The organism is Salinicoccus halodurans (assembly GCF_900114445.1).
Classification (GTDB): domain Bacteria; phylum Bacillota; class Bacilli; order Staphylococcales; family Salinicoccaceae; genus Salinicoccus; species Salinicoccus halodurans.
In genome coordinates this window covers 352,375-368,854 of the sequence record NZ_FOTB01000004.1, presented here as the reverse complement: position 1 = coordinate 368,854, position 16,480 = coordinate 352,375, and the positions used below count along the sequence as shown (strand labels likewise).

Below are 16,480 nucleotides of genomic sequence, written 5' to 3'. Positions count from 1 at the left end.
GGACAGTCTTATGACTCGTTCAAAACATTAAGCGCTTTTTCAAGGTCATTTTTAAGATCTTCAAATGACTCAATACCTGCAGAATACCGGACCAGGCTGTCAGGGATGCCAAGTGCTTCGAGTTCTTCCGGTGTCGATTCCACATGACTTGTTGTATTTGCAGGTCCGACAGTGGTCTCGACTGCACCCAGGTTGGCTGCCCGGTTGGCAAACTCAAGATGGGGAAGCACTTTTTTGACGGCATTCATCCCGCCGTGCAATGAAAAGCTGAGCACACCGCCATACCTCCGCATCTGCCTTTTGGCAATGTCATGATTCGGATGATCTTCGAGTCCCGGATAGAAGACAATGGAAACAGCCGGATGTGAAGAAAGATATGCTGCAATCTTTTCAGCATTATCACATTGTTTCTGCACCCTCAAGTCCAGGGTTTTCATTCCTCTGATCATCAGATAGGCACCGTTCGGATCCATTGTTGCTCCGTTGATTTCACGGTAGTGGAACACCCGATCCACAAGGTGCTTGTCACCGCAAAGGGTGCCGCCAAGGGCATCTGCATGACCGCCCAGAAATTTAGTGGCACTGTGGATGACAAGGTCGGCGCCGAATTCAAGAGGATTTTGTAAAATCGGAGTGGCAAAAGTATTATCGACAACAAGCAGGGCATCCTGTTCCTTGGCTGCCCGGGCAATCCGTTCAATGTCTGTAATCTTCAAAGTAGGATTTGTCGGTGTTTCCAGATGTACGACTTTACATCCTTTCCTGATCTCATCTTCCAGAACTTCATGGTCACCTGTTTCACAGAGAGAGACTTCGATATCCAGATTCGGCAGGAAATCGCTGAAGATCCTGTTCGTTCCGCCGTATGTGTCCTTGATGCTCACCACGCGGTCCCCCGGACGCAAAAACGTGTACAATGTACTGCTGATTGCCGCCATACCAGTCGAGAAACTTGTTGCTGCTTCCGCGCCTTCGAGCTGACGGATCTTATCTTCAAACGAAGCCAGCGTCGGATTGGTGTTGCGCCCGTATATATGGCCTTTTGCCCGTCCTTTGGCTACTGCGTACCAATGGTCCAGATCCTCATACTCATACGCGACACTGTTGACGACCGGCACCTGACTTGCACCGTGTGCTCTGTAGTCCTTCTCGCCTGCCCACACGGTTTCTGTCGGAAGCTGTGCTCTTTTTTTCATATCCTCACATCCTAATTATGATAGTATTTAATTGTAAACGCTTTCATAAATGCGGAAATAAAAAGCATAGATCCGTCTGATAAGAGAAACAGAGAATCTAATCGGAGTAATATTACCCCCTTATGTATACTGTACCATCTAACAGGTATGTTGATAAATGAAAAAGATCCGTTTTTCAGAAAAAGGATGGTTTTCGTCAATTTCAGCTTATCCGATATGGCACCGGGCGATCATGGTTTTCATATTCATGAAACAGGTTCCTGTGAACAGCCTGATTTTGAATCAGCAGGGGGGCACTATAATCCGACAGACGCAAACCACGGCATGGACGACCCCGAAGGACCTCACGCTGGGGACATGAAGAATATAGAAGTGAGTGAAGACGGCACAGTTAATACTGAAGTGACTGCAGATATGGTGACACTGGAAGAAGGGCAGGATAATACACTGTTTACAGAAGACGGGACAGCATTGGTGATTCATTCTGGAGCAGATGATTATGAAATGCAGCCATCAGGTGACGCAGGCGACCGCATAGCCTGTGGAGTCATTGGTGGATGGATTGAAGCATCTTTGGAAGACCGTTCCCTGAGCGGTCTTCTTTGCATTCATATCAAGAAATCAAGTTGAAATCTATGACACTTACACCGATTAAATGAGATAATGGTTTTGATGATAAAATGCAAGAAAGAAAGAGGTATTTGATGAAAAAGAGAATTGTTCTCTCATTGATCATGACCCAGGTACTTATTTTATCTGCATGCGGCATGAATAATGATGATGAATCAGAATTTGATCAGCAGCAGACGATCAATGATACAAACTACCAGAACAGTGATAATGGTTCCGGAAACGCTGATTGATTTCAGGAGAGGAAACGGTACAGCGCACAATAAGCATTAAAGGCCATTCCGGAAAACTTTATCCGGAATGGTATTTTATTCATAGGATCGAAATGAAATCATGAAAAGATATTTTAATGAATCCTGTTTAAATAATTGATGGATGTGAATACTATAGTTAGAATAGTTACTATATAGTTTATAGAATATTCAGCAATCACAGCGGCGGATGCTTATCCGCAAAGGGGAGAATAAGATGGAAAACAGCGCACTGGAATGGGATCAGGGAGTTGCAAGAGCAAGTGCTCCGCACGCCATTATAATGGTGGCGTTTATACTGGCATTTTCAATCTGGTTTGGTTTTGCCTGGGGCACAGCCGGATGGGTTTTATTTGCAGTGGCAATGATAGGCGCTGTCTATATATTGGTCGGAAGTCTTAAAAATCGTCAGCTTTCAAAATCAATTGGAAATGATAAGACATCCGAGGTCTCGCGGATAGAACGCTCGATCGGATTTCTCGTCGGTGTCACTTATGCCACAATCCTGATTGTTGTCATCCTTCTGTTCGTACTTGAAGTGGCCATATTCATAGTACCGTTCATCACCTTGGTCATGGGTATACATTTTCTGCTTCAGGCGCCGATCATGAATCGCAGATTCGACTATTATATTGCGCCTCTGCCTTTGATATCCAGTTGTATAGCGGCGTATTTTGCGTTCCAGCCTGATGCATCGGTTTATATGGTTTTCGCGATAGCAGGTATCGGAGGCGCTGCTGCTGCACTCATTTATGGTTTTTATGTAATAGATATCTATAAAAAATCAGTTGAAGCAAAAAGAGCAGCCTCCTGATTTCATAAAGATTTGGAAGAAATGAAAATTCTCCGGGAGGTTTCAGATTTCCTGGAGAATTTTTGTTTTCCAATGTCTATTCCAATCCCATTGATTTTTCCCATGCTTCCAGATATGCCATTTCTGAAGGGGAACCTTTTTCAAAACCGGTCATGGTGCGATGCCAATTCGGATAGAAAGGTTCGGGGCGGGCTGCGGCTTCAATGATGTCGTGTTCATCCTTTGTGAGCCTGATGTCATAAGAAGCGATATTTTCACGGAGCTGTGCTTCATTTCTGACGGCGATTACCACCGGTCCGACATTCGGACGGTCTTTAATCCATGCAAGAGTGATTTGCGGGACGGTTGCATTCCGGCTCTCGGCAACCTCTTTTAAAACGTCAATAACTTCATACAGACGTTCATCACTCATTATCCAGGGCTGCTGCCAGCCCGCACCCTGGCGTGTATCCGGCGGTGCATCTTTATTCCGGTCAATTTTTCCGGTAAGGAGACCTTCGCCAAGCGGACTCCAGATCATGTTACTGATACCGAGTTCGCTGCCGGCCGTCAGCAGTTCGTATTCTGCTTCACGTGCTTCCGGTGTGTAGTATATCTGATGGGTGACCGGAGGGATAAACCCATTTTGTTCCGCCACTGTATAAGTTCTGGCGAGTGCCCAACCGCTGTAGTTTGAAACACCCCAATAGCGAATCTTTCCGGATTTGACCAGATCGTTCATTACCTGTATGGTCTCTTCCACAGGTGTCCTGCCATCCCACAGGTGGACGAAGTAAAGATCCAGATAATCTGTGTCCAGTCTCTTCAGAGTGTGGTGGATGGAATTTTCGATATTGTGGCGTGATGCACCATATGCATTCGGATCTTCATTGATATTGCCGCCTGTCTTTGAAGAGATGAGTACTTCATCCCGCCTGCCTTTAACTGCGGCTCCCAGCACCTTTTCAGCATCACCTTTGGAATAAAGATTTGCCGTATCAAACATATTGATGCCTGCATCGAGACATATATCGACGTGTCTTGCGGCTTCATCCTCCTTAATATTCCCGGCGGGTCCAAAACCGTTTGTTCCACTGAAAGGGATTGTGCCAAGGATATATTTAGGGACTCTAAAGCCTGAGTTTCCCAGATAGATATGTTCCATAAACGTGGGTATCCTCCTCAGAAATCATTTTACGCTTTAATTCCCTTTTCATATAAAAACAAACAAACGGTCAATGATATAATTGGAATGATCATATTATTTTAAAAGGAAGAATAACGTTGAATAAGAAAAATATATTTTTCATTGTGATGTACGCCACAGTATTTACCGCCCTCGCTATAAGTGTCAGAATTGATTTTACAGATGCAGCTGACAGTTCTGTATATTTGTTTCTGAGAAGATTTGAAGATGTTGGATGGCTTCATGCCTTCCTCTCTTTTCTTTCCGAGGTCTTTAAGCCGTTTAATGCCGTAATCATATTCCTGGTTGTATCTGTCATTCACTATTTCAAAAAAGATGCGCATTTCTGGCTGTATACGATAGGTGCGGGATTCAGTCTGGCGGCCGGGGCAGCAATGAAATATATTTTCCAAAGAGCAAGGCCCGATGTTGAACATGCTTCCTTCGACGGTTTCAGTTTTCCAAGCATGCATGTGCTGTCGTTCTTAGTGCTGGTCATCTTGCTCTTCAGGATAAGCCGTAATATCTATATCAGGACGGTGCTTGTGATCATGGTCATTTCCATGATGGCCTCACGTATTTATCTTGGCGCCCACTATCTTACCGATACAGTGGCAAGTGTCATTTTCATGGCACTCATCCTCCATGTTCTGGAAGCTGTCAAAAACAGATTTCAAAGATGATGGAATGTTTACAGTGCCAGCAGGCTCTGAATCAGCAGATAGACGCCGGTACTGCCTAAGAGAACATAGGTGAAGAACCTGAAAACATCCTGATTGATCCATTTGAAAATATACTGGCCGATAAAGAGTCCCGCCAGTACTGCCGGCGCTGCATAAAGGCTGGATTTCCAGATCAGCAGACTGGTGCCGGTAAAAATGATCTGTGTCACCAGACTGATAAAATATATAAAAAGATAAAATGCCAAAGTTGTTGCCCGCAGTTTGTCCTTCGCCATGCTTGTTCCGGTAAAATAGAGCAGAATAGGGGGTCCGGGCATGCCGATGCTTGTAGTGAAAAGACCGGATAATCCTCCGGCCAGAAAATCTCTCCGCCGCGTCTGTCTGACTCTGAAATTTAAAATGAGCAATAAAGTGAGCGCAAGAAGCAGTATGCCTACACCGGATTTGAAAGTATTTATGTCAATTGACATATAGAGCGCTATACCGAAAGGAATACCGGCAATACTTGCGTATATCAGACGCTTCAGCAATGTACAATCAATTTCATTTCTGATGGACCGGATGAGTGAAATTGAGATGACCAAAGACAGGATGATATTTATCTGGATGGCTTCCTGGGGGAGAAACAGCATCAGCAATAAAGGAGTGGCCATTATGGAAAAGCCAAATCCTGTACTTGTCTGAAGTATCGAAGCGATGAGTACAATACATATAAAAAATATAAACGCAGCCAAATCATCATCCTTTCTCATGCACCATGCCGTCTCGTAATAGTCATGATATCATTTTAACAGACAGAAAAAGGGAGGAATCATAATGAAAAGATGTCTATGGGCAGAGAGTGATCCGCTTCTCAGGAAATACCATGACAATGAATGGTGTGTACCTGCTTACGATGATCGGTACATATTTGAAATGCTGACGCTGGAAGGCGCGCAGGCAGGCCTGTCATGGCTTACCATACTGAAAAAGAGAGAAGGATACAGAGCAGCCTTCCATAATTTTGATATCTCCTGCTGTGCGAATCTTACGGATGAAGACCTGCTCGATATTAAAGAGAATCATAATGTTGTCAGACACATATCCAAACTGCAGTCGGTACGGTCGAACGCCCGGGCTGTCACAGAGCTGCAGCACGAATTTGGCAGTTTCTCTGATTTTTTATGGGAACATGCCGGACACACACCTCTCATGAACAGCCGGAAAAGTGATGGAGAGATTCCTGCTTCGACAGACTTGTCAATGCGTCTCAGCAAAGCGCTTAAAAGGCGGGGTTTCAAATTTACCGGACCGGTCATCACATACTCATTCATGCAGGCGATCGGAATGGTGGATGACCATATTGAAACGTGCAGTTGTCATCATGATAATCGGACAATGTAACTGCAGAACATCTGAGACAAAGTGAACACCCTGCCCGGATATAAATGCACAATAAGAAAGAAGGCTGCCGGTTGTATATCAGCAGCCTTCTTTTTCACTGTTTTCTCGATTCATACAGCTCAATCCACTCATCGACTGACGTCTTTTCAGCAAGTTGACCGAGCAGGTCATAAGGTACTTTGCCGGGGTTTGTAAACCTGATACAGCTCTTGCCCATGTTGAGCTTTGTTGACATGTGCCTTGGATACTCCCCGGCAAACCAGTCGTACAGTTCCGGATCGCGGTACATCCCCATGTGGTATACGGCGAGATGCCTTTTCTGGGAGGCCACACCGATGAACGGCAACGGTTCATTATCCACATGATACCCTTCGGGATACCTGTCTTTTGGAACGACGAAGCCCGGCATGCCATGATGTATATATACATCAAAGCCTTCCGGCAGATGCTCACTGATCACGTTCCATGTCCGTATGAAGCTTTCTCTCCATTTTTCATCGATATTATCCACATATTCATCAAAAGTCATTTTTCCACGTCCTTTTCCGGGTATCTGTTAACTATATTAAATCATGAACAGGACATTGATTATAGTGGAACCGTGAATAGTATCAACAATGGACGCAGAATGCCGGAGGAGAAGCGGGTTTTATTGACATGACACCTTACAGTGCCTTATAATTATGTCACTGAAAAGTTTCGAATTTGTAAGGGAGATGCCGGAATGAATGAACCCAGAGTTGAACGCGATGTTTTTACAGCCATTGCCGATCCGACCAGAAGAGAAATTGTGCATCTGTTATCCCGTTCTTCCGAGATGCCGCTGCATGAACTGACCCCGCATTTTGAAATAGGCAGAACGGCTGTTTCCAAGCATTTGAAAGTGTTGAAAGAGGCGGACCTGGTGAAGGGACGCCGCATCGGCAGAGAGACGCAGTATACATTGAATACCGAACCGCTTAAAGAGGTTAAGGACTGGTTGTCATATTATGAACAGTTCTGGAATGGACACACAGACAAACTGGAAAGATTGCCGGAGGAATGATGGCAGGAATATCCTTTGATTTTAAGTTTAAGAGCAGCAATGATTTTTAAACACTGGGAGGGAAATGAATGGGTTTTTTAAGGGATTCATTATCTATATTTAAAAAGAACAAACTGGTATTCAAAGAAAGACGGCAGCATTCCGGGAATGTCTATACTTTCGAGTTTGAAAAACCGGAGGATCTGAACTGGCTGCCCGGTCAGCATGGATTGTTTACAGTCACCCATAAAAAGGTGAAGCCGCCGACTAAGCCTTTTACAATCGCTTCCTCTCCAAAAGATGATGTAATCGGGCTGACGACTAAAATCGATGGTAATCCGAGTGAATATAAACAGGCATTATTGGAATTGGAACCGGGGATGGAGATGCATATGAGCGGTCCTGTCGGTTCCTTCTATATCGGGGATGAATCTTCGGGAGTGTTTATTGCAGGTGGGATCGGCATTACACCCTTCCGTGCGATATTGCGGGAAAATGACAGCACAGCGCTTAATCCAAAACAGAGTATGACGCTTCTGTATGTGGACGGGGAAGGTACATTTACTTACAAAGATGAACTTGAAGATATAGGCGGGCAGGAAGGCATAGCGGTGCATTTTATGGAATCAAGCGAAAACCTGTACAAAGAACTTGAACTGCTGCCGCGTACAGGTGCGGAAAAGTATTTTATCGCAGGACCCTATTCCATGGTCGAATCAGTGGCCAAGCATCTGATCAGTACAGGTATACCGAAGAAGAATATTAAAAAAGAGACGTTTATCGGATATTAAAAAAGAGGGGATGATTGAAAATGACGGTTAACAAACTGAACGCGGAAGAGATTGAGAAACAGCTGGAAGCATCCAGAGAACGCTTTGAAAATAACATGGACCGCCACGAAGGTATCGAATGGAGCCGGGTTGAAGAAAAGCTGAAAGCTAATCTCGATAAATTGTGGTCTCTTTCTGAAATGGAGCGCACGGAGGGAGAGCCCGATGTCGTCGGTGAAGAGAACGGCGAATTCATATTTTTCGACTGTTCAAAAGAAAGTCCTGCCGGCCGCAAAAGCGTATGCTACGACCGGGCGGCATGGGAAGCGAGAAAGAAGCATAAGCCGGAAACAAGTGCTATGGAGATGGCAGGATCAATGGGTGTTGAGATGCTGGATGAAGACCAGTACCGTTATCTGCAGAATCTGGGGGATTTCGACAATAAGACCTCATCCTGGCTGAAGACGCCGGAAGAAATCCGGGCCCTCGGCGGGGCGATATTCGGTGATTTCCGCTTTAATACGGTGTTCATCTACCATAACGGCGCGGACTCCTATTATGGAGCGAGAAGATTCCGCAGTGCATTAAGAGTCTGATACGGAAAAAGCATCTGCAGGCAGGTCGGTTGACCCGGGCAGATGCTTTTTCACGTCAGTGCATTGATGATCATATAGATTCCAAGAATGAGAAGTCCGAACCGCAAGACCTGGGACAGGGTATAGCTGTTTAAGGACTGGTTGATCCTGACACCGATTTTTGAACCTATGTAAGTTGAGATAATCAGGACAATGCCATACCCCCATAGTATATTGTCCTGTGCAAAGTGCCCGGCAGAACTTGAAAGACTGGAAGTGAAAATGATCACCATGCTTGTCGCGACCGCGACATGCGGAGAAAAGTTAAGCACGATGATCATCAGCGGTGTCATGAGTGCACCGCCGCCAATGCCGAATAGTCCAGCACTGATGCCTACAAAAAATGAAGCGGTAATGCCCAAAACAGGCTTGAACTCTTTTTTATCCTGATTTGCATTTTCTTTATTTCTGATCATCCTGTTCTTAAAAGTGAGTACTGTAAAGATGAGCAGTAAAAAGACGCCGAAAATAATACCGAAGGAATCCTGGTTCAGAAATCTGCTCAAGTAAGCGCCGGCCAGAGACCCCGGCACTATTCCTATAGAGAACAGCATCCCGCTTTTCATATCGACGGTTTTGGATTTGCCATATGCCAGCATTGAAAATAATCCGGTGAAAACAAGTGTCAGTGAGGAAGTGCCGACCGCATTCTGGACGGACATACCTTCAATGATATCTGTACTGTTGCCGAGGAATATCAGTGAAGGTACAATAATGACTCCGCCGCCGATGCCGATGAGGGCGCCGATGACAGAAGCAATGATTCCTATAAGCAGTAAAAGAATGAGATCCATTTTGTACCACGCTCCATTGTTGTTATTTCATAATATAACACGAATTACATAGAAGGATATCCTTATGATTTTTGACGCAGATACAGTATGATGTCAAATGTTGAGATGCATGACCGGTGAAGTCAATTGGAAAAGGTGAGGCGGATGGAAAATTGGATTACGGATTTCATGGAGCAGTTCGGGTATTTGGGCATCTTCCTCCTCATCATGGTGGAAAACCTGTTCCCTCCAATTCCTTCGGAAGTGATTTTGACATTCGGAGGCTTTATGACAACTAAGAGCTCAATGAATATTTATGGTGTTGTTGCGGCTTCGACTCTGGGTTCTGTCGGCGGTGCAGTTGTCCTTTATTATATTGGCCGGGTGCTCAGCGTCAAAAGGATAGAACGCATTGTCGAAAAGTACGGAAAATTTTTACGGGTTGAGAAAAAAGACGTGCACAAGGCGAACGGGTGGTTTGAAAAATATGGTGCATGGACCGTATTTTTCTGCCGCTTCATCCCGCTCATCAGAAGTCTGATTTCATTGCCGGCAGGCATGTCACATATGAACATCTGGCTGTTTTTGGGACTGACGGCCCTGGGCACAATCATATGGAATACAGTGCTTGTTGTCATCGGTGCATCACTCGGTGAATCATGGGATAGCATCGTCGGATATATGGACATATATTCCAATATCGTTTATGCAATTCTGGCGTTCCTTGTCATTGTTATTGCGTCACTCTTCATCAAACGAAGGGTGATGGACAGGAAATAGAATGAATATCAGGCATTCCGGAATTATTCCGGAATGCTTTTTAGATTCCATGTATATAGAAGTGTGGTGCAGGGGTAGAGGATAATATTATGATTTGGACATAAGGAAGGAGGCTATTTATGAATATCGGTTTGATTGGTGCAGGGGCAATCGGTGAGTTCCTGCTTAAGGAGATTAATGATAATGCTCATGACAGTCTGAAGGTCAGCAGTGTGCTGGTCAGGGACAGGGAGAAATATCAAAGATTGGAATCCGCTTATAGTGTGGAACTGTACACCGGTCTTGATGAATTTCTGGCATCTGAAATTGATATCGTAGTTGAGGCCGCTACTGTTGAAGCCGCCAGAGAGCTTCTGCCGGAGGTGATCAGGCAGAAGGATGCACTGCTGATCAGCGTGGGCGCCCTTGCGGACGAAAATCTGGTGGCCGAGGTTACCCGCAATACGAATGATTATGATCACGCATTGCATTTGCCTTCAGGTGCCGTCGGGGGATTGGATCTGCTGCAAAATGCCCAGACTTTCGGGAAACTCGACAGTGTGGTGCTTGAAACACGTAAACCCGCATCATCTCTCAGTGACGAAAGTATCACCACGGAGAAGGTGGTGTTTGAAGGAAAAGCCATAGATGCGATTGAAAAGTTCCGAAAAATATGAACGTGGCCATCATTTTAGCTTTCGCCGGTGTTGGGATGAAAGACACGGATGTCACCGTAATCGCAGACCCTGATATCGACAGGAACATTCATAATGTAAAAGTGGCCGGTGATTTCGGAGAAGCTGAATTTACATTTAAAAATAATCCATTGCCGGAAAATCCTCAGACAAGCTATCTGGCCGCCCTCAGCGTATCCGGCACACTGGAACGCATTTATAAAAATGTAAAGATAGGAAGCTGAATTTTACACTAATAAGATAAATAGAGCCCTGAACATGACAAATGTCATGTCATAATGCTGACAGATTAATCTGTTTGGCTCAGCCGGTATCCTTCATAATATATATTGAAAAGATATCGGGAAGAGGGTAGCATATGACTAGACAAAAACAAGCGCAGCTCAGAAAATCCGTTATGCCTTATGCAAACGCCGAAACCAGGGCGAGCATCATACAGCTTTTGAATACAATACTTCCGTTTTTTGTATTTTGGTTTATAGCCTATCAGGCTTTAAGCATTTCATTTTGGCTGAGTCTGCCGTTCAGCATCATAACAGCCGGGTTCATGATACGCACATTCATCATTTTTCATGACTGTACGCATGGATCTTTCTTCAAAAGCAAAAAGCTCAACGACTTTTTCGGTACATTTACAGGTGTAATCACACACTTTGCCTATCAAAAATGGAAAAGGGAGCATTCCATCCACCATGCGACCAGCGGTAATCTGGATAAGCGCGGCATCGGTGACATCTGGGTAATGACAGTCAAGGAATACGAGGAAGCAGGGAAATGGGAAAGACTGCAGTACCGTCTTTACCGTAATCCTTTAGTCCTGTTCGGATTGGGACCGTTCCTTCTGTTCCTTTATTCCAACCGTTTCAATCGTAAAGGACCAAAGCGTAAAGAACGCCTTAACACGTACCTGATCAATGCGATACTTGTTGGATCGTACTGTCTTATCGGATTTACACTCGGGTGGCACGTCGTCCTGCTCGTTCAATTGCCGATCATCTATGTCGCAGGCGCACTCGGCATATGGCTGTTTTATGTGCAGCATCAGTTTGAAGACTCCTACTTTGAAAATGAGTCGGAATGGGACTTTGTAAAAGCTGCAGTTGACGGCAGTTCATACTACAAACTTCCAAAATGGCTGGAATGGATGACAGGGAACATCGGTTACCATCATGTGCATCATCTTGCACCGCGTGTACCAAACTATCATCTGGAAAAAGCGCATGAAAATACCCCGCCGCTTCATATGGCGACGACAATAACTCTGAAAACCAGTCTTGAGTCCATAAAATTCCGTCTGTATGATGAAGAGAATAAAACATTCATCAGCTTCGGGAAGATGAAACGCCGCCTGAAGAACAATATGAATCAGAGACCGACAACACATTAAATATAACAACAATGTTATCCCCCTATCGTATAGGGGGATATTTTTTGCCTATTGATACTTTATGGGATTTGAAACTGATACAATAAAGCAAATGAGCCGAAGAGGAGGGTGCAAAGATGCGTGACTGGTATCATATTTTTCCTGAGAACACTGGCCTGAGTCTGTACATATGGATTATTTTCTGCGTGCTGCCATTCTATTTCATATTCCGCTCCATCTCCCTTTGGGAAATCGTGGTGGGCATTGTAATCACAATACTCTTTTTTGCAGTTTACTGGCTGACTTTCAATTCCCGCGGTGCACTGATATATATAGGACTGAGCCTTGAATTCATCATAAATATCGCGATGACTGTATTATTCGGATATGTCTACTTTGCACTCTTCATCGCATTCTATGTGGGTAATATAAGAAGCAAAGCGGGCTTCATCTCAATGTATGTCATCCATCTCGTCCTGACGGTCGGTGCAATCATATTTGCATTCTTCATCAATTATGTGCTCTTCCTGAGCCATCTGCCGTTTTTAATCATGACCATTCTCGGAGTCATTCTGATTCCGTTGAATAAATACAACAGGCTCAAACAGGAAGCGCTGGAAGTGAAGCTTGAGGATGCCAATCAGAGAATCGCGGAGCTCGCCATTGTGGAAGAGCGCCACAGGATTGCACGCGATCTCCATGATACGCTGGGCCAGAAATTATCCATGATCGGGCTGAAGGGCGAACTCTCCAGAAAATTGATGGATACGGATACGGAAAAAGCTAAAAAAGAGCTTCAGGATATACAGAATACTGCACGGCATGCACTTAAGGAAGTGCGGGAAATGATCAGTGATATGAAGAACGTGAATCTCAAAGAAGAACTTGCCCACGTAAAAATGATACTGGAAACAGCAGGGATCAGACATGATATTCAGGTGGAAACGGAATTCAAAGACATACCGATGCTGACCGAAAGTGTGCTCAGCATGAGCTTGAAGGAAGCGGTCACCAATGTGGTGAAGCACAGTAAGGCCAAACAATGTTCAGTAATGCTGACCGAAACGAACAAAGATATTTTCCTGAAAATATCAGATGACGGCCGTAACCCGCAGGCATTGGAGTTTGGGAACGGCCTCCAGGGCATGCGGGAACGGCTCACTTTCGTCAATGGAGAGTTCGAGGTGTTCCATTCCGAAAACGGATTCGAGATCAATATAACGGTGCCTAAAGTTTTGAGACAGATAGAGGAGGGATGGATGTGATACGAATTGTGATTGCCGAAGATCAGAATCTGCTGCTCGGTGCACTGGGCGCATTGCTGGATCTGGAGGAAGACATTACAGTCGTCGGGAAAGCCGCGAATGGTGAGGAAGTGCTGGAGCTGGTGCGCGAAACCCGGCCTGACATCTGTCTGATGGATATAGAGATGCCCGTGATGACAGGCCTTGATGCAGCTGAACAATTGAAAGCAGAGGACTGCAAAGTGATCATCCTGACCACATTCGCAAGACCGGGGTATTTCGAAAGGGCCAAAAAAGCGAATGTACGCGGGTATTTATTGAAAGACAGCCCGAGTGAAACGCTGGCCAATTCAATCCGTCAGATTATGAAGGGCAAGCGCATTTATTCTCCGGAATTGATAGATATTGCCTTTGAATCCGAAAATCCTCTGACTCCCCGCGAGATGGAGATCATCCAGCTGCTCGGGGAAGGGAAGAAAACGAAAGCGATTGCAAAAGAACTCCATTTATCAGACGGGACGATCCGGAACTATGTGTCGAATACTCTGGATAAACTTGAAGTGGACAACAGAATTGAAGCGATAACGAAAGCCCGGGAAAAAGGATGGCTGAAATGAAAACAGATTCAGACCGTCTGATGATTTTTGCATAAAAATCAATGGGTACTGCTACAATGGTGAAGAGGTGGTTAGATGATGACATCAGAATCGAGTGTATCCATCCGGAATGTTTCAAAAAGTTTTGGGAGAAAAGCAATATTGAAAAATATTGACCTGGAAATACAAAAAGGGGAGATCTTTGGTCTTCTCGGCCCTTCCGGTGCCGGAAAAACGACACTGGTCAGGGAACTGGCAGGACTCGACAGCCCCACTGAAGGTGAAAATTACGTATTCGGAGAAAAGATGCCGAGTCTTAAATTGATGAAGAGGATCGGCTATATGGCCCAGGCGGACGCACTGTATGAAGACCTTTCGGCAGAGGAGAATCTGAAGTTTTTTTCAAGCCTCTACGGAATGAAGGGGAAGCATCAAAACGAGCGCATAAACGAGCTCATGGAGCTGATGGGCCTCTCAGATCATCTGAGTGAGAGGGTCGGACATTTTTCAGGCGGGATGAAAAGGCGGCTGTCACTTGTCATTTCACTCCTTCATGAGCCGGAAATGCTTATTCTGGATGAACCGACCGTAGGTATTGATCCGATACTCAGAAAAAGTATATGGAACTTCTTTTATGATTTGAATAAAAAAGGCACGACGATAATAATAACGACCCACGTCATGGATGAGGCGGCGAAATGCAGCAGGCTTGCCTTGATGCAGAGGGGAATCATTGTGGCGTCCGGGACACCTGAAAGTCTGAAGAAAGAAACGGATACCGAAACTCTGGAACAGGCGTTTCTTGTATATGGGGGAGATTAGTATGAAGGTGTTTGCATTATCAAAACGGATTTTGCAACAGCTGATCCGGGATAAACGGACGCTGGCTCTGCTTATATTTGCACCAATCCTGGTGCTGACGATGCTTTACCTCGTTTTCGACGGTGAAGAGTATGTACCTGAAATCGGTCTGGTGAACATACCGGAACCAGTCACTGAAAAAATGGAAATGTCGGATGCCGGGGTTACAGAGTATCAGAACGAGGTTGAGGCATACCACGGCGTGGCTTCCGGAAGGCTTGACGGATATATCAAAATCGAAGGCGGAGAACCGCTTGTATTCCTTGAAGGCAGTGATCCGGGAGTAAACAGTGAGGTCATCAAATGGGTCCAGAGCGCATTGGCCGGTCTCGAAGAAAACGGTAAAGTCGCAGATCTTGAGCTGGATTATTTATACGGTTCGGAAGATATCGGCACTTTTGACTATTACGGTCCTGTTCTGCTGGGATTCTTCATCTTTTTCTTCGTTTTCCTGACTGCCGGCGTTTCTTTCATCAGAGAGCGTACAACCGGTACGCTGGAGAGGCTCCTCTCAACGCCCATAAGAAAATGGGAAATCGTAATGGGCTACCTGATCGGATTTGCACTGTTTACAGTTCTTCAGTCGGCCATCATTGCATGGTACGCCATATATATACTCGATATGCTGATGGTGGGTGTGTTCATAGATGTACTGTGGATTATACTGGCGCTGGCACTGACTGCGCTCACGCTTGGCATACTTGTTTCGTCATTTGCAAATAATGAATTCCAGATGATCCAGTTCATCCCCATCGTCGTCGTTCCGCAGATTTTCTTCTCCGGACTGTTCAATCTGGATACGATATCAGATCTGCTGAGCTGGATCGGACCACTTACTCCACTTTACTATGCAGCGGAATCACTCCGGGATGTCATGATCCGGGGATACGGATGGAGTGATATTTATATGAATCTTCTCATCCTCCTGCTGTTCTCATTGATATTCATAGTGCTGAATATTCTTGTGCTCCGTAAATACCGGAAGATATGAATTGAAGTCAGGCTCGCATATATGTGAGCCTGACTTTTCTGTATTGAATTTAAGAACACTTTATTTGACTGAAAATTCAGACTCAATTATGATGGATTTAAAGTGGAATTTAAATGAATCTACTATATGATACCGGTTTTAATGATTTAAACAATATATTTGCAGAAAGGCCATCGAGCCCGGATGAGGCTGCTAATATCATTGCTTTTTCAAAAGGGAGAATGTTTATGAGCAAAGTGAATTTGGAAGTTGCTAAGAAGATCATTGCAGGTGCTGAAGAGGAAGCTTCAAATATCGGGGTGCAAATGGTGATTTCTGTATTGGATGAAGGAGGGAATCTGATCGCAACACACCGTATGGATGATGCGTGGCTCGCGAGTATTGATATCGCACAGAACAAAGCCTGGACTTCTGTTGCTTTGAAGATGCCGACATCGAATCTTGAAGAGGCACAGTGCCGAATGCTGAACTTTACGGGTTGAACACAACGAACCAGGGACGCATCGTCGTCTTTGGAGGCGGATTCCCGCTCGAGAGTGACGGAAAAGTCGTCGACGCTGTCGGAGTGAGCGGCAGCAGTGTCGAAAATGATGTGAAAGTTGCTGAAGCAGGCGTAAACGCATTTAACCAGATTAATTCATAAT

General features: G+C 45.0%; 20 protein-coding genes and 2 pseudogenes. 17 read left to right on the top strand and 5 right to left on the bottom strand.

Annotated elements, in window-relative coordinates:
• Positions 1-8: 8 nt before the first annotated feature.
• Positions 9-1,196, bottom strand: coding sequence for a cystathionine gamma-synthase family protein (locus tag BM271_RS10455; protein ID WP_046789289.1), 1,188 nt, complete (start codon positions 1,194-1,196; stop codon positions 9-11).
• A 189-nt stretch (positions 1,197-1,385) separates the two neighbouring features.
• On the opposite strand from BM271_RS10455, the pseudogene BM271_RS14105 reads away from it, so the two are divergent.
• The 3 genes and pseudogenes from BM271_RS14105 to BM271_RS10445 all read left to right on the top strand — a co-directional run.
• Positions 1,386-1,751, top strand: a pseudogene (locus BM271_RS14105) (superoxide dismutase family protein); the annotation flags it as partial.
• A gap of 149 nt (positions 1,752-1,900) precedes the next feature.
• Positions 1,901-2,059, top strand: coding sequence for a hypothetical protein (locus BM271_RS14295; protein WP_158462218.1), 159 nt, complete (start codon positions 1,901-1,903; stop codon positions 2,057-2,059).
• Between the two features lie 235 nt (positions 2,060-2,294).
• Positions 2,295-2,891, top strand: coding sequence for a hypothetical protein (locus BM271_RS10445; RefSeq protein ID WP_046789290.1), 597 nt, complete (start codon positions 2,295-2,297; stop codon positions 2,889-2,891).
• A gap of 76 nt (positions 2,892-2,967) precedes the next feature.
• Here the strand turns inward: BM271_RS10445 and BM271_RS10440 are convergent, their stop codons facing one another.
• Positions 2,968-4,035 (bottom strand): aldo/keto reductase, encoded by a 1,068-nt coding sequence (locus BM271_RS10440; RefSeq protein ID WP_046789291.1) that lies wholly within the window; start codon positions 4,033-4,035, stop codon positions 2,968-2,970.
• Between the two features lie 119 nt (positions 4,036-4,154).
• On the opposite strand from BM271_RS10440, the gene BM271_RS10435 reads away from it, so the two are divergent.
• Complete coding sequence (locus BM271_RS10435; protein WP_052749803.1) at positions 4,155-4,739, top strand: phosphatase PAP2 family protein; 585 nt, start codon at positions 4,155-4,157, stop codon at positions 4,737-4,739.
• Positions 4,740-4,747: 8 nt separating this feature from the next.
• Here BM271_RS10435 and BM271_RS10430 read toward each other — a convergent pair whose 3' ends face one another.
• Positions 4,748-5,473 carry a sulfite exporter TauE/SafE family protein gene (locus BM271_RS10430; protein WP_234960543.1) on the bottom strand — a complete coding sequence of 242 codons (726 nt, stop codon included), beginning with the start codon at positions 5,471-5,473 and terminating at the stop codon, positions 4,748-4,750.
• 82 nt (positions 5,474-5,555) lie between these two features.
• Here BM271_RS10430 and BM271_RS10425 point away from each other — a divergent pair, with 82 nt between their 5' ends.
• The gene (locus tag BM271_RS10425; protein WP_046789293.1) at positions 5,556-6,122 is read left to right on the top strand and encodes a DNA-3-methyladenine glycosylase I; all 567 of its coding nucleotides are present in this window, start codon (positions 5,556-5,558) and stop codon (positions 6,120-6,122) included.
• A 94-nt stretch (positions 6,123-6,216) separates the two neighbouring features.
• Here BM271_RS10425 and BM271_RS10420 read toward each other — a convergent pair whose 3' ends face one another.
• The gene (locus BM271_RS10420) at positions 6,217-6,651 is read right to left on the bottom strand and encodes a DUF1801 domain-containing protein (protein ID WP_046789294.1); all 435 of its coding nucleotides are present in this window, start codon (positions 6,649-6,651) and stop codon (positions 6,217-6,219) included.
• Between the two features lie 195 nt (positions 6,652-6,846).
• On the opposite strand from BM271_RS10420, the gene BM271_RS10415 reads away from it, so the two are divergent.
• The 3 genes from BM271_RS10415 to BM271_RS10405 all read left to right on the top strand — a co-directional run bounded on the left by BM271_RS10415 (position 6,847) and on the right by BM271_RS10405 (position 8,512).
• A complete protein-coding gene (locus BM271_RS10415; RefSeq protein WP_046789295.1) occupies positions 6,847-7,167 on the top strand; it encodes an ArsR/SmtB family transcription factor in 321 nt (106 codons plus the stop codon).
• A gap of 68 nt (positions 7,168-7,235) precedes the next feature.
• Complete coding sequence (locus BM271_RS10410) at positions 7,236-7,937, top strand: FAD-dependent oxidoreductase (protein WP_046789296.1); 702 nt, start codon at positions 7,236-7,238, stop codon at positions 7,935-7,937.
• 20 nt (positions 7,938-7,957) lie between these two features.
• Positions 7,958-8,512 carry a DUF4256 domain-containing protein gene (locus tag BM271_RS10405; protein WP_046789297.1) on the top strand — a complete coding sequence of 185 codons (555 nt, stop codon included), beginning with the start codon at positions 7,958-7,960 and terminating at the stop codon, positions 8,510-8,512.
• A gap of 50 nt (positions 8,513-8,562) precedes the next feature.
• Here BM271_RS10405 and BM271_RS10400 read toward each other — a convergent pair whose 3' ends face one another.
• Complete coding sequence (locus BM271_RS10400) at positions 8,563-9,345, bottom strand: sulfite exporter TauE/SafE family protein (RefSeq protein ID WP_046789298.1); 783 nt, start codon at positions 9,343-9,345, stop codon at positions 8,563-8,565.
• A 144-nt stretch (positions 9,346-9,489) separates the two neighbouring features.
• On the opposite strand from BM271_RS10400, the gene BM271_RS10395 reads away from it, so the two are divergent.
• The 9 genes and pseudogenes from BM271_RS10395 to BM271_RS10360 all read left to right on the top strand — a co-directional run bounded on the left by BM271_RS10395 (position 9,490) and on the right by BM271_RS10360 (position 16,479).
• Positions 9,490-10,104, top strand: a complete 615-nt coding sequence (locus BM271_RS10395; RefSeq protein WP_046789299.1) for a DedA family protein — start codon at positions 9,490-9,492, stop codon at positions 10,102-10,104.
• A gap of 119 nt (positions 10,105-10,223) precedes the next feature.
• Complete coding sequence (locus BM271_RS10390; protein WP_234960541.1) at positions 10,224-10,760, top strand: NAD(P)-binding domain-containing protein; 537 nt, start codon at positions 10,224-10,226, stop codon at positions 10,758-10,760.
• Positions 10,757-11,002: an aspartate dehydrogenase domain-containing protein gene (locus tag BM271_RS14510; RefSeq protein ID WP_234960539.1), complete on the top strand. Its 246-nt coding sequence runs from the start codon at positions 10,757-10,759 to the stop codon at positions 11,000-11,002. Before BM271_RS10390 ends, BM271_RS14510 begins: the two co-directional genes overlap by 4 nt.
• 134 nt (positions 11,003-11,136) lie before the next feature.
• On the top strand, positions 11,137-12,165 hold the full coding sequence (desA, locus tag BM271_RS10385) for a Delta(5) desaturase DesA (protein WP_046789300.1): 1,029 nt from the start codon (positions 11,137-11,139) through the stop codon (positions 12,163-12,165).
• A 116-nt stretch (positions 12,166-12,281) separates the two neighbouring features.
• Positions 12,282-13,409: a sensor histidine kinase gene (locus tag BM271_RS10380; protein WP_046789301.1), complete on the top strand. Its 1,128-nt coding sequence runs from the start codon at positions 12,282-12,284 to the stop codon at positions 13,407-13,409.
• Positions 13,406-14,005 (top strand): response regulator transcription factor, encoded by a 600-nt coding sequence (locus tag BM271_RS10375; RefSeq protein WP_046789302.1) that lies wholly within the window; start codon positions 13,406-13,408, stop codon positions 14,003-14,005. The genes BM271_RS10380 and BM271_RS10375 overlap by 4 nt, the downstream gene beginning before the upstream one ends.
• Positions 14,006-14,080: 75 nt before the next feature.
• Positions 14,081-14,806: an ABC transporter ATP-binding protein gene (locus BM271_RS10370; protein ID WP_046789303.1), complete on the top strand. Its 726-nt coding sequence runs from the start codon at positions 14,081-14,083 to the stop codon at positions 14,804-14,806.
• 1 nt (position 14,807) lies between these two features.
• Positions 14,808-15,836 (top strand): ABC transporter permease, encoded by a 1,029-nt coding sequence (locus BM271_RS10365; RefSeq protein WP_046789304.1) that lies wholly within the window; start codon positions 14,808-14,810, stop codon positions 15,834-15,836.
• Between the two features lie 227 nt (positions 15,837-16,063).
• Positions 16,064-16,479 (top strand): annotated as a pseudogene (locus tag BM271_RS10360) (GlcG/HbpS family heme-binding protein).
• Position 16,480 lies beyond the last annotated feature (1 nt).

Excerpts from the sequence above, each read along its gene's own strand:
- BM271_RS10455 (WP_046789289.1), bottom strand. The coding sequence starts at position 1,196 with ATGAAAAAAAGAGCACAGCTTCCGACAGAAACCGTGTGGGCAGGCGAG.
- BM271_RS10390 (WP_234960541.1), top strand. The coding sequence starts at position 10,224 with ATGAATATCGGTTTGATTGGTGCAGGGGCAATCGGTGAGTTCCTGCTT.
- BM271_RS10400 (WP_046789298.1), bottom strand. The coding sequence starts at position 9,345 with ATGGATCTCATTCTTTTACTGCTTATAGGAATCATTGCTTCTGTCATC.
- BM271_RS14295 (WP_158462218.1), top strand. The coding sequence starts at position 1,901 with ATGAAAAAGAGAATTGTTCTCTCATTGATCATGACCCAGGTACTTATT.
- BM271_RS14510 (WP_234960539.1), top strand. The coding sequence starts at position 10,757 with ATGAACGTGGCCATCATTTTAGCTTTCGCCGGTGTTGGGATGAAAGAC.
- BM271_RS10420 (WP_046789294.1), bottom strand. The coding sequence starts at position 6,651 with ATGACTTTTGATGAATATGTGGATAATATCGATGAAAAATGGAGAGAA.
- BM271_RS10380 (WP_046789301.1), top strand. The coding sequence starts at position 12,282 with ATGCGTGACTGGTATCATATTTTTCCTGAGAACACTGGCCTGAGTCTG.
- BM271_RS10440 (WP_046789291.1), bottom strand. The coding sequence starts at position 4,035 with ATGGAACATATCTATCTGGGAAACTCAGGCTTTAGAGTCCCTAAATAT.
- BM271_RS10425 (WP_046789293.1), top strand. The coding sequence starts at position 5,556 with ATGAAAAGATGTCTATGGGCAGAGAGTGATCCGCTTCTCAGGAAATAC.
- BM271_RS10365 (WP_046789304.1), top strand. The coding sequence starts at position 14,808 with ATGAAGGTGTTTGCATTATCAAAACGGATTTTGCAACAGCTGATCCGG.
- BM271_RS10405 (WP_046789297.1), top strand. The coding sequence starts at position 7,958 with ATGACGGTTAACAAACTGAACGCGGAAGAGATTGAGAAACAGCTGGAA.
- BM271_RS10395 (WP_046789299.1), top strand. The coding sequence starts at position 9,490 with ATGGAAAATTGGATTACGGATTTCATGGAGCAGTTCGGGTATTTGGGC.
- BM271_RS10410 (WP_046789296.1), top strand. The coding sequence starts at position 7,236 with ATGGGTTTTTTAAGGGATTCATTATCTATATTTAAAAAGAACAAACTG.
- desA (WP_046789300.1), top strand. The coding sequence starts at position 11,137 with ATGACTAGACAAAAACAAGCGCAGCTCAGAAAATCCGTTATGCCTTAT.
- BM271_RS10415 (WP_046789295.1), top strand. The coding sequence starts at position 6,847 with ATGAATGAACCCAGAGTTGAACGCGATGTTTTTACAGCCATTGCCGAT.
- BM271_RS10445 (WP_046789290.1), top strand. The coding sequence starts at position 2,295 with ATGGAAAACAGCGCACTGGAATGGGATCAGGGAGTTGCAAGAGCAAGT.
- BM271_RS10370 (WP_046789303.1), top strand. The coding sequence starts at position 14,081 with ATGATGACATCAGAATCGAGTGTATCCATCCGGAATGTTTCAAAAAGT.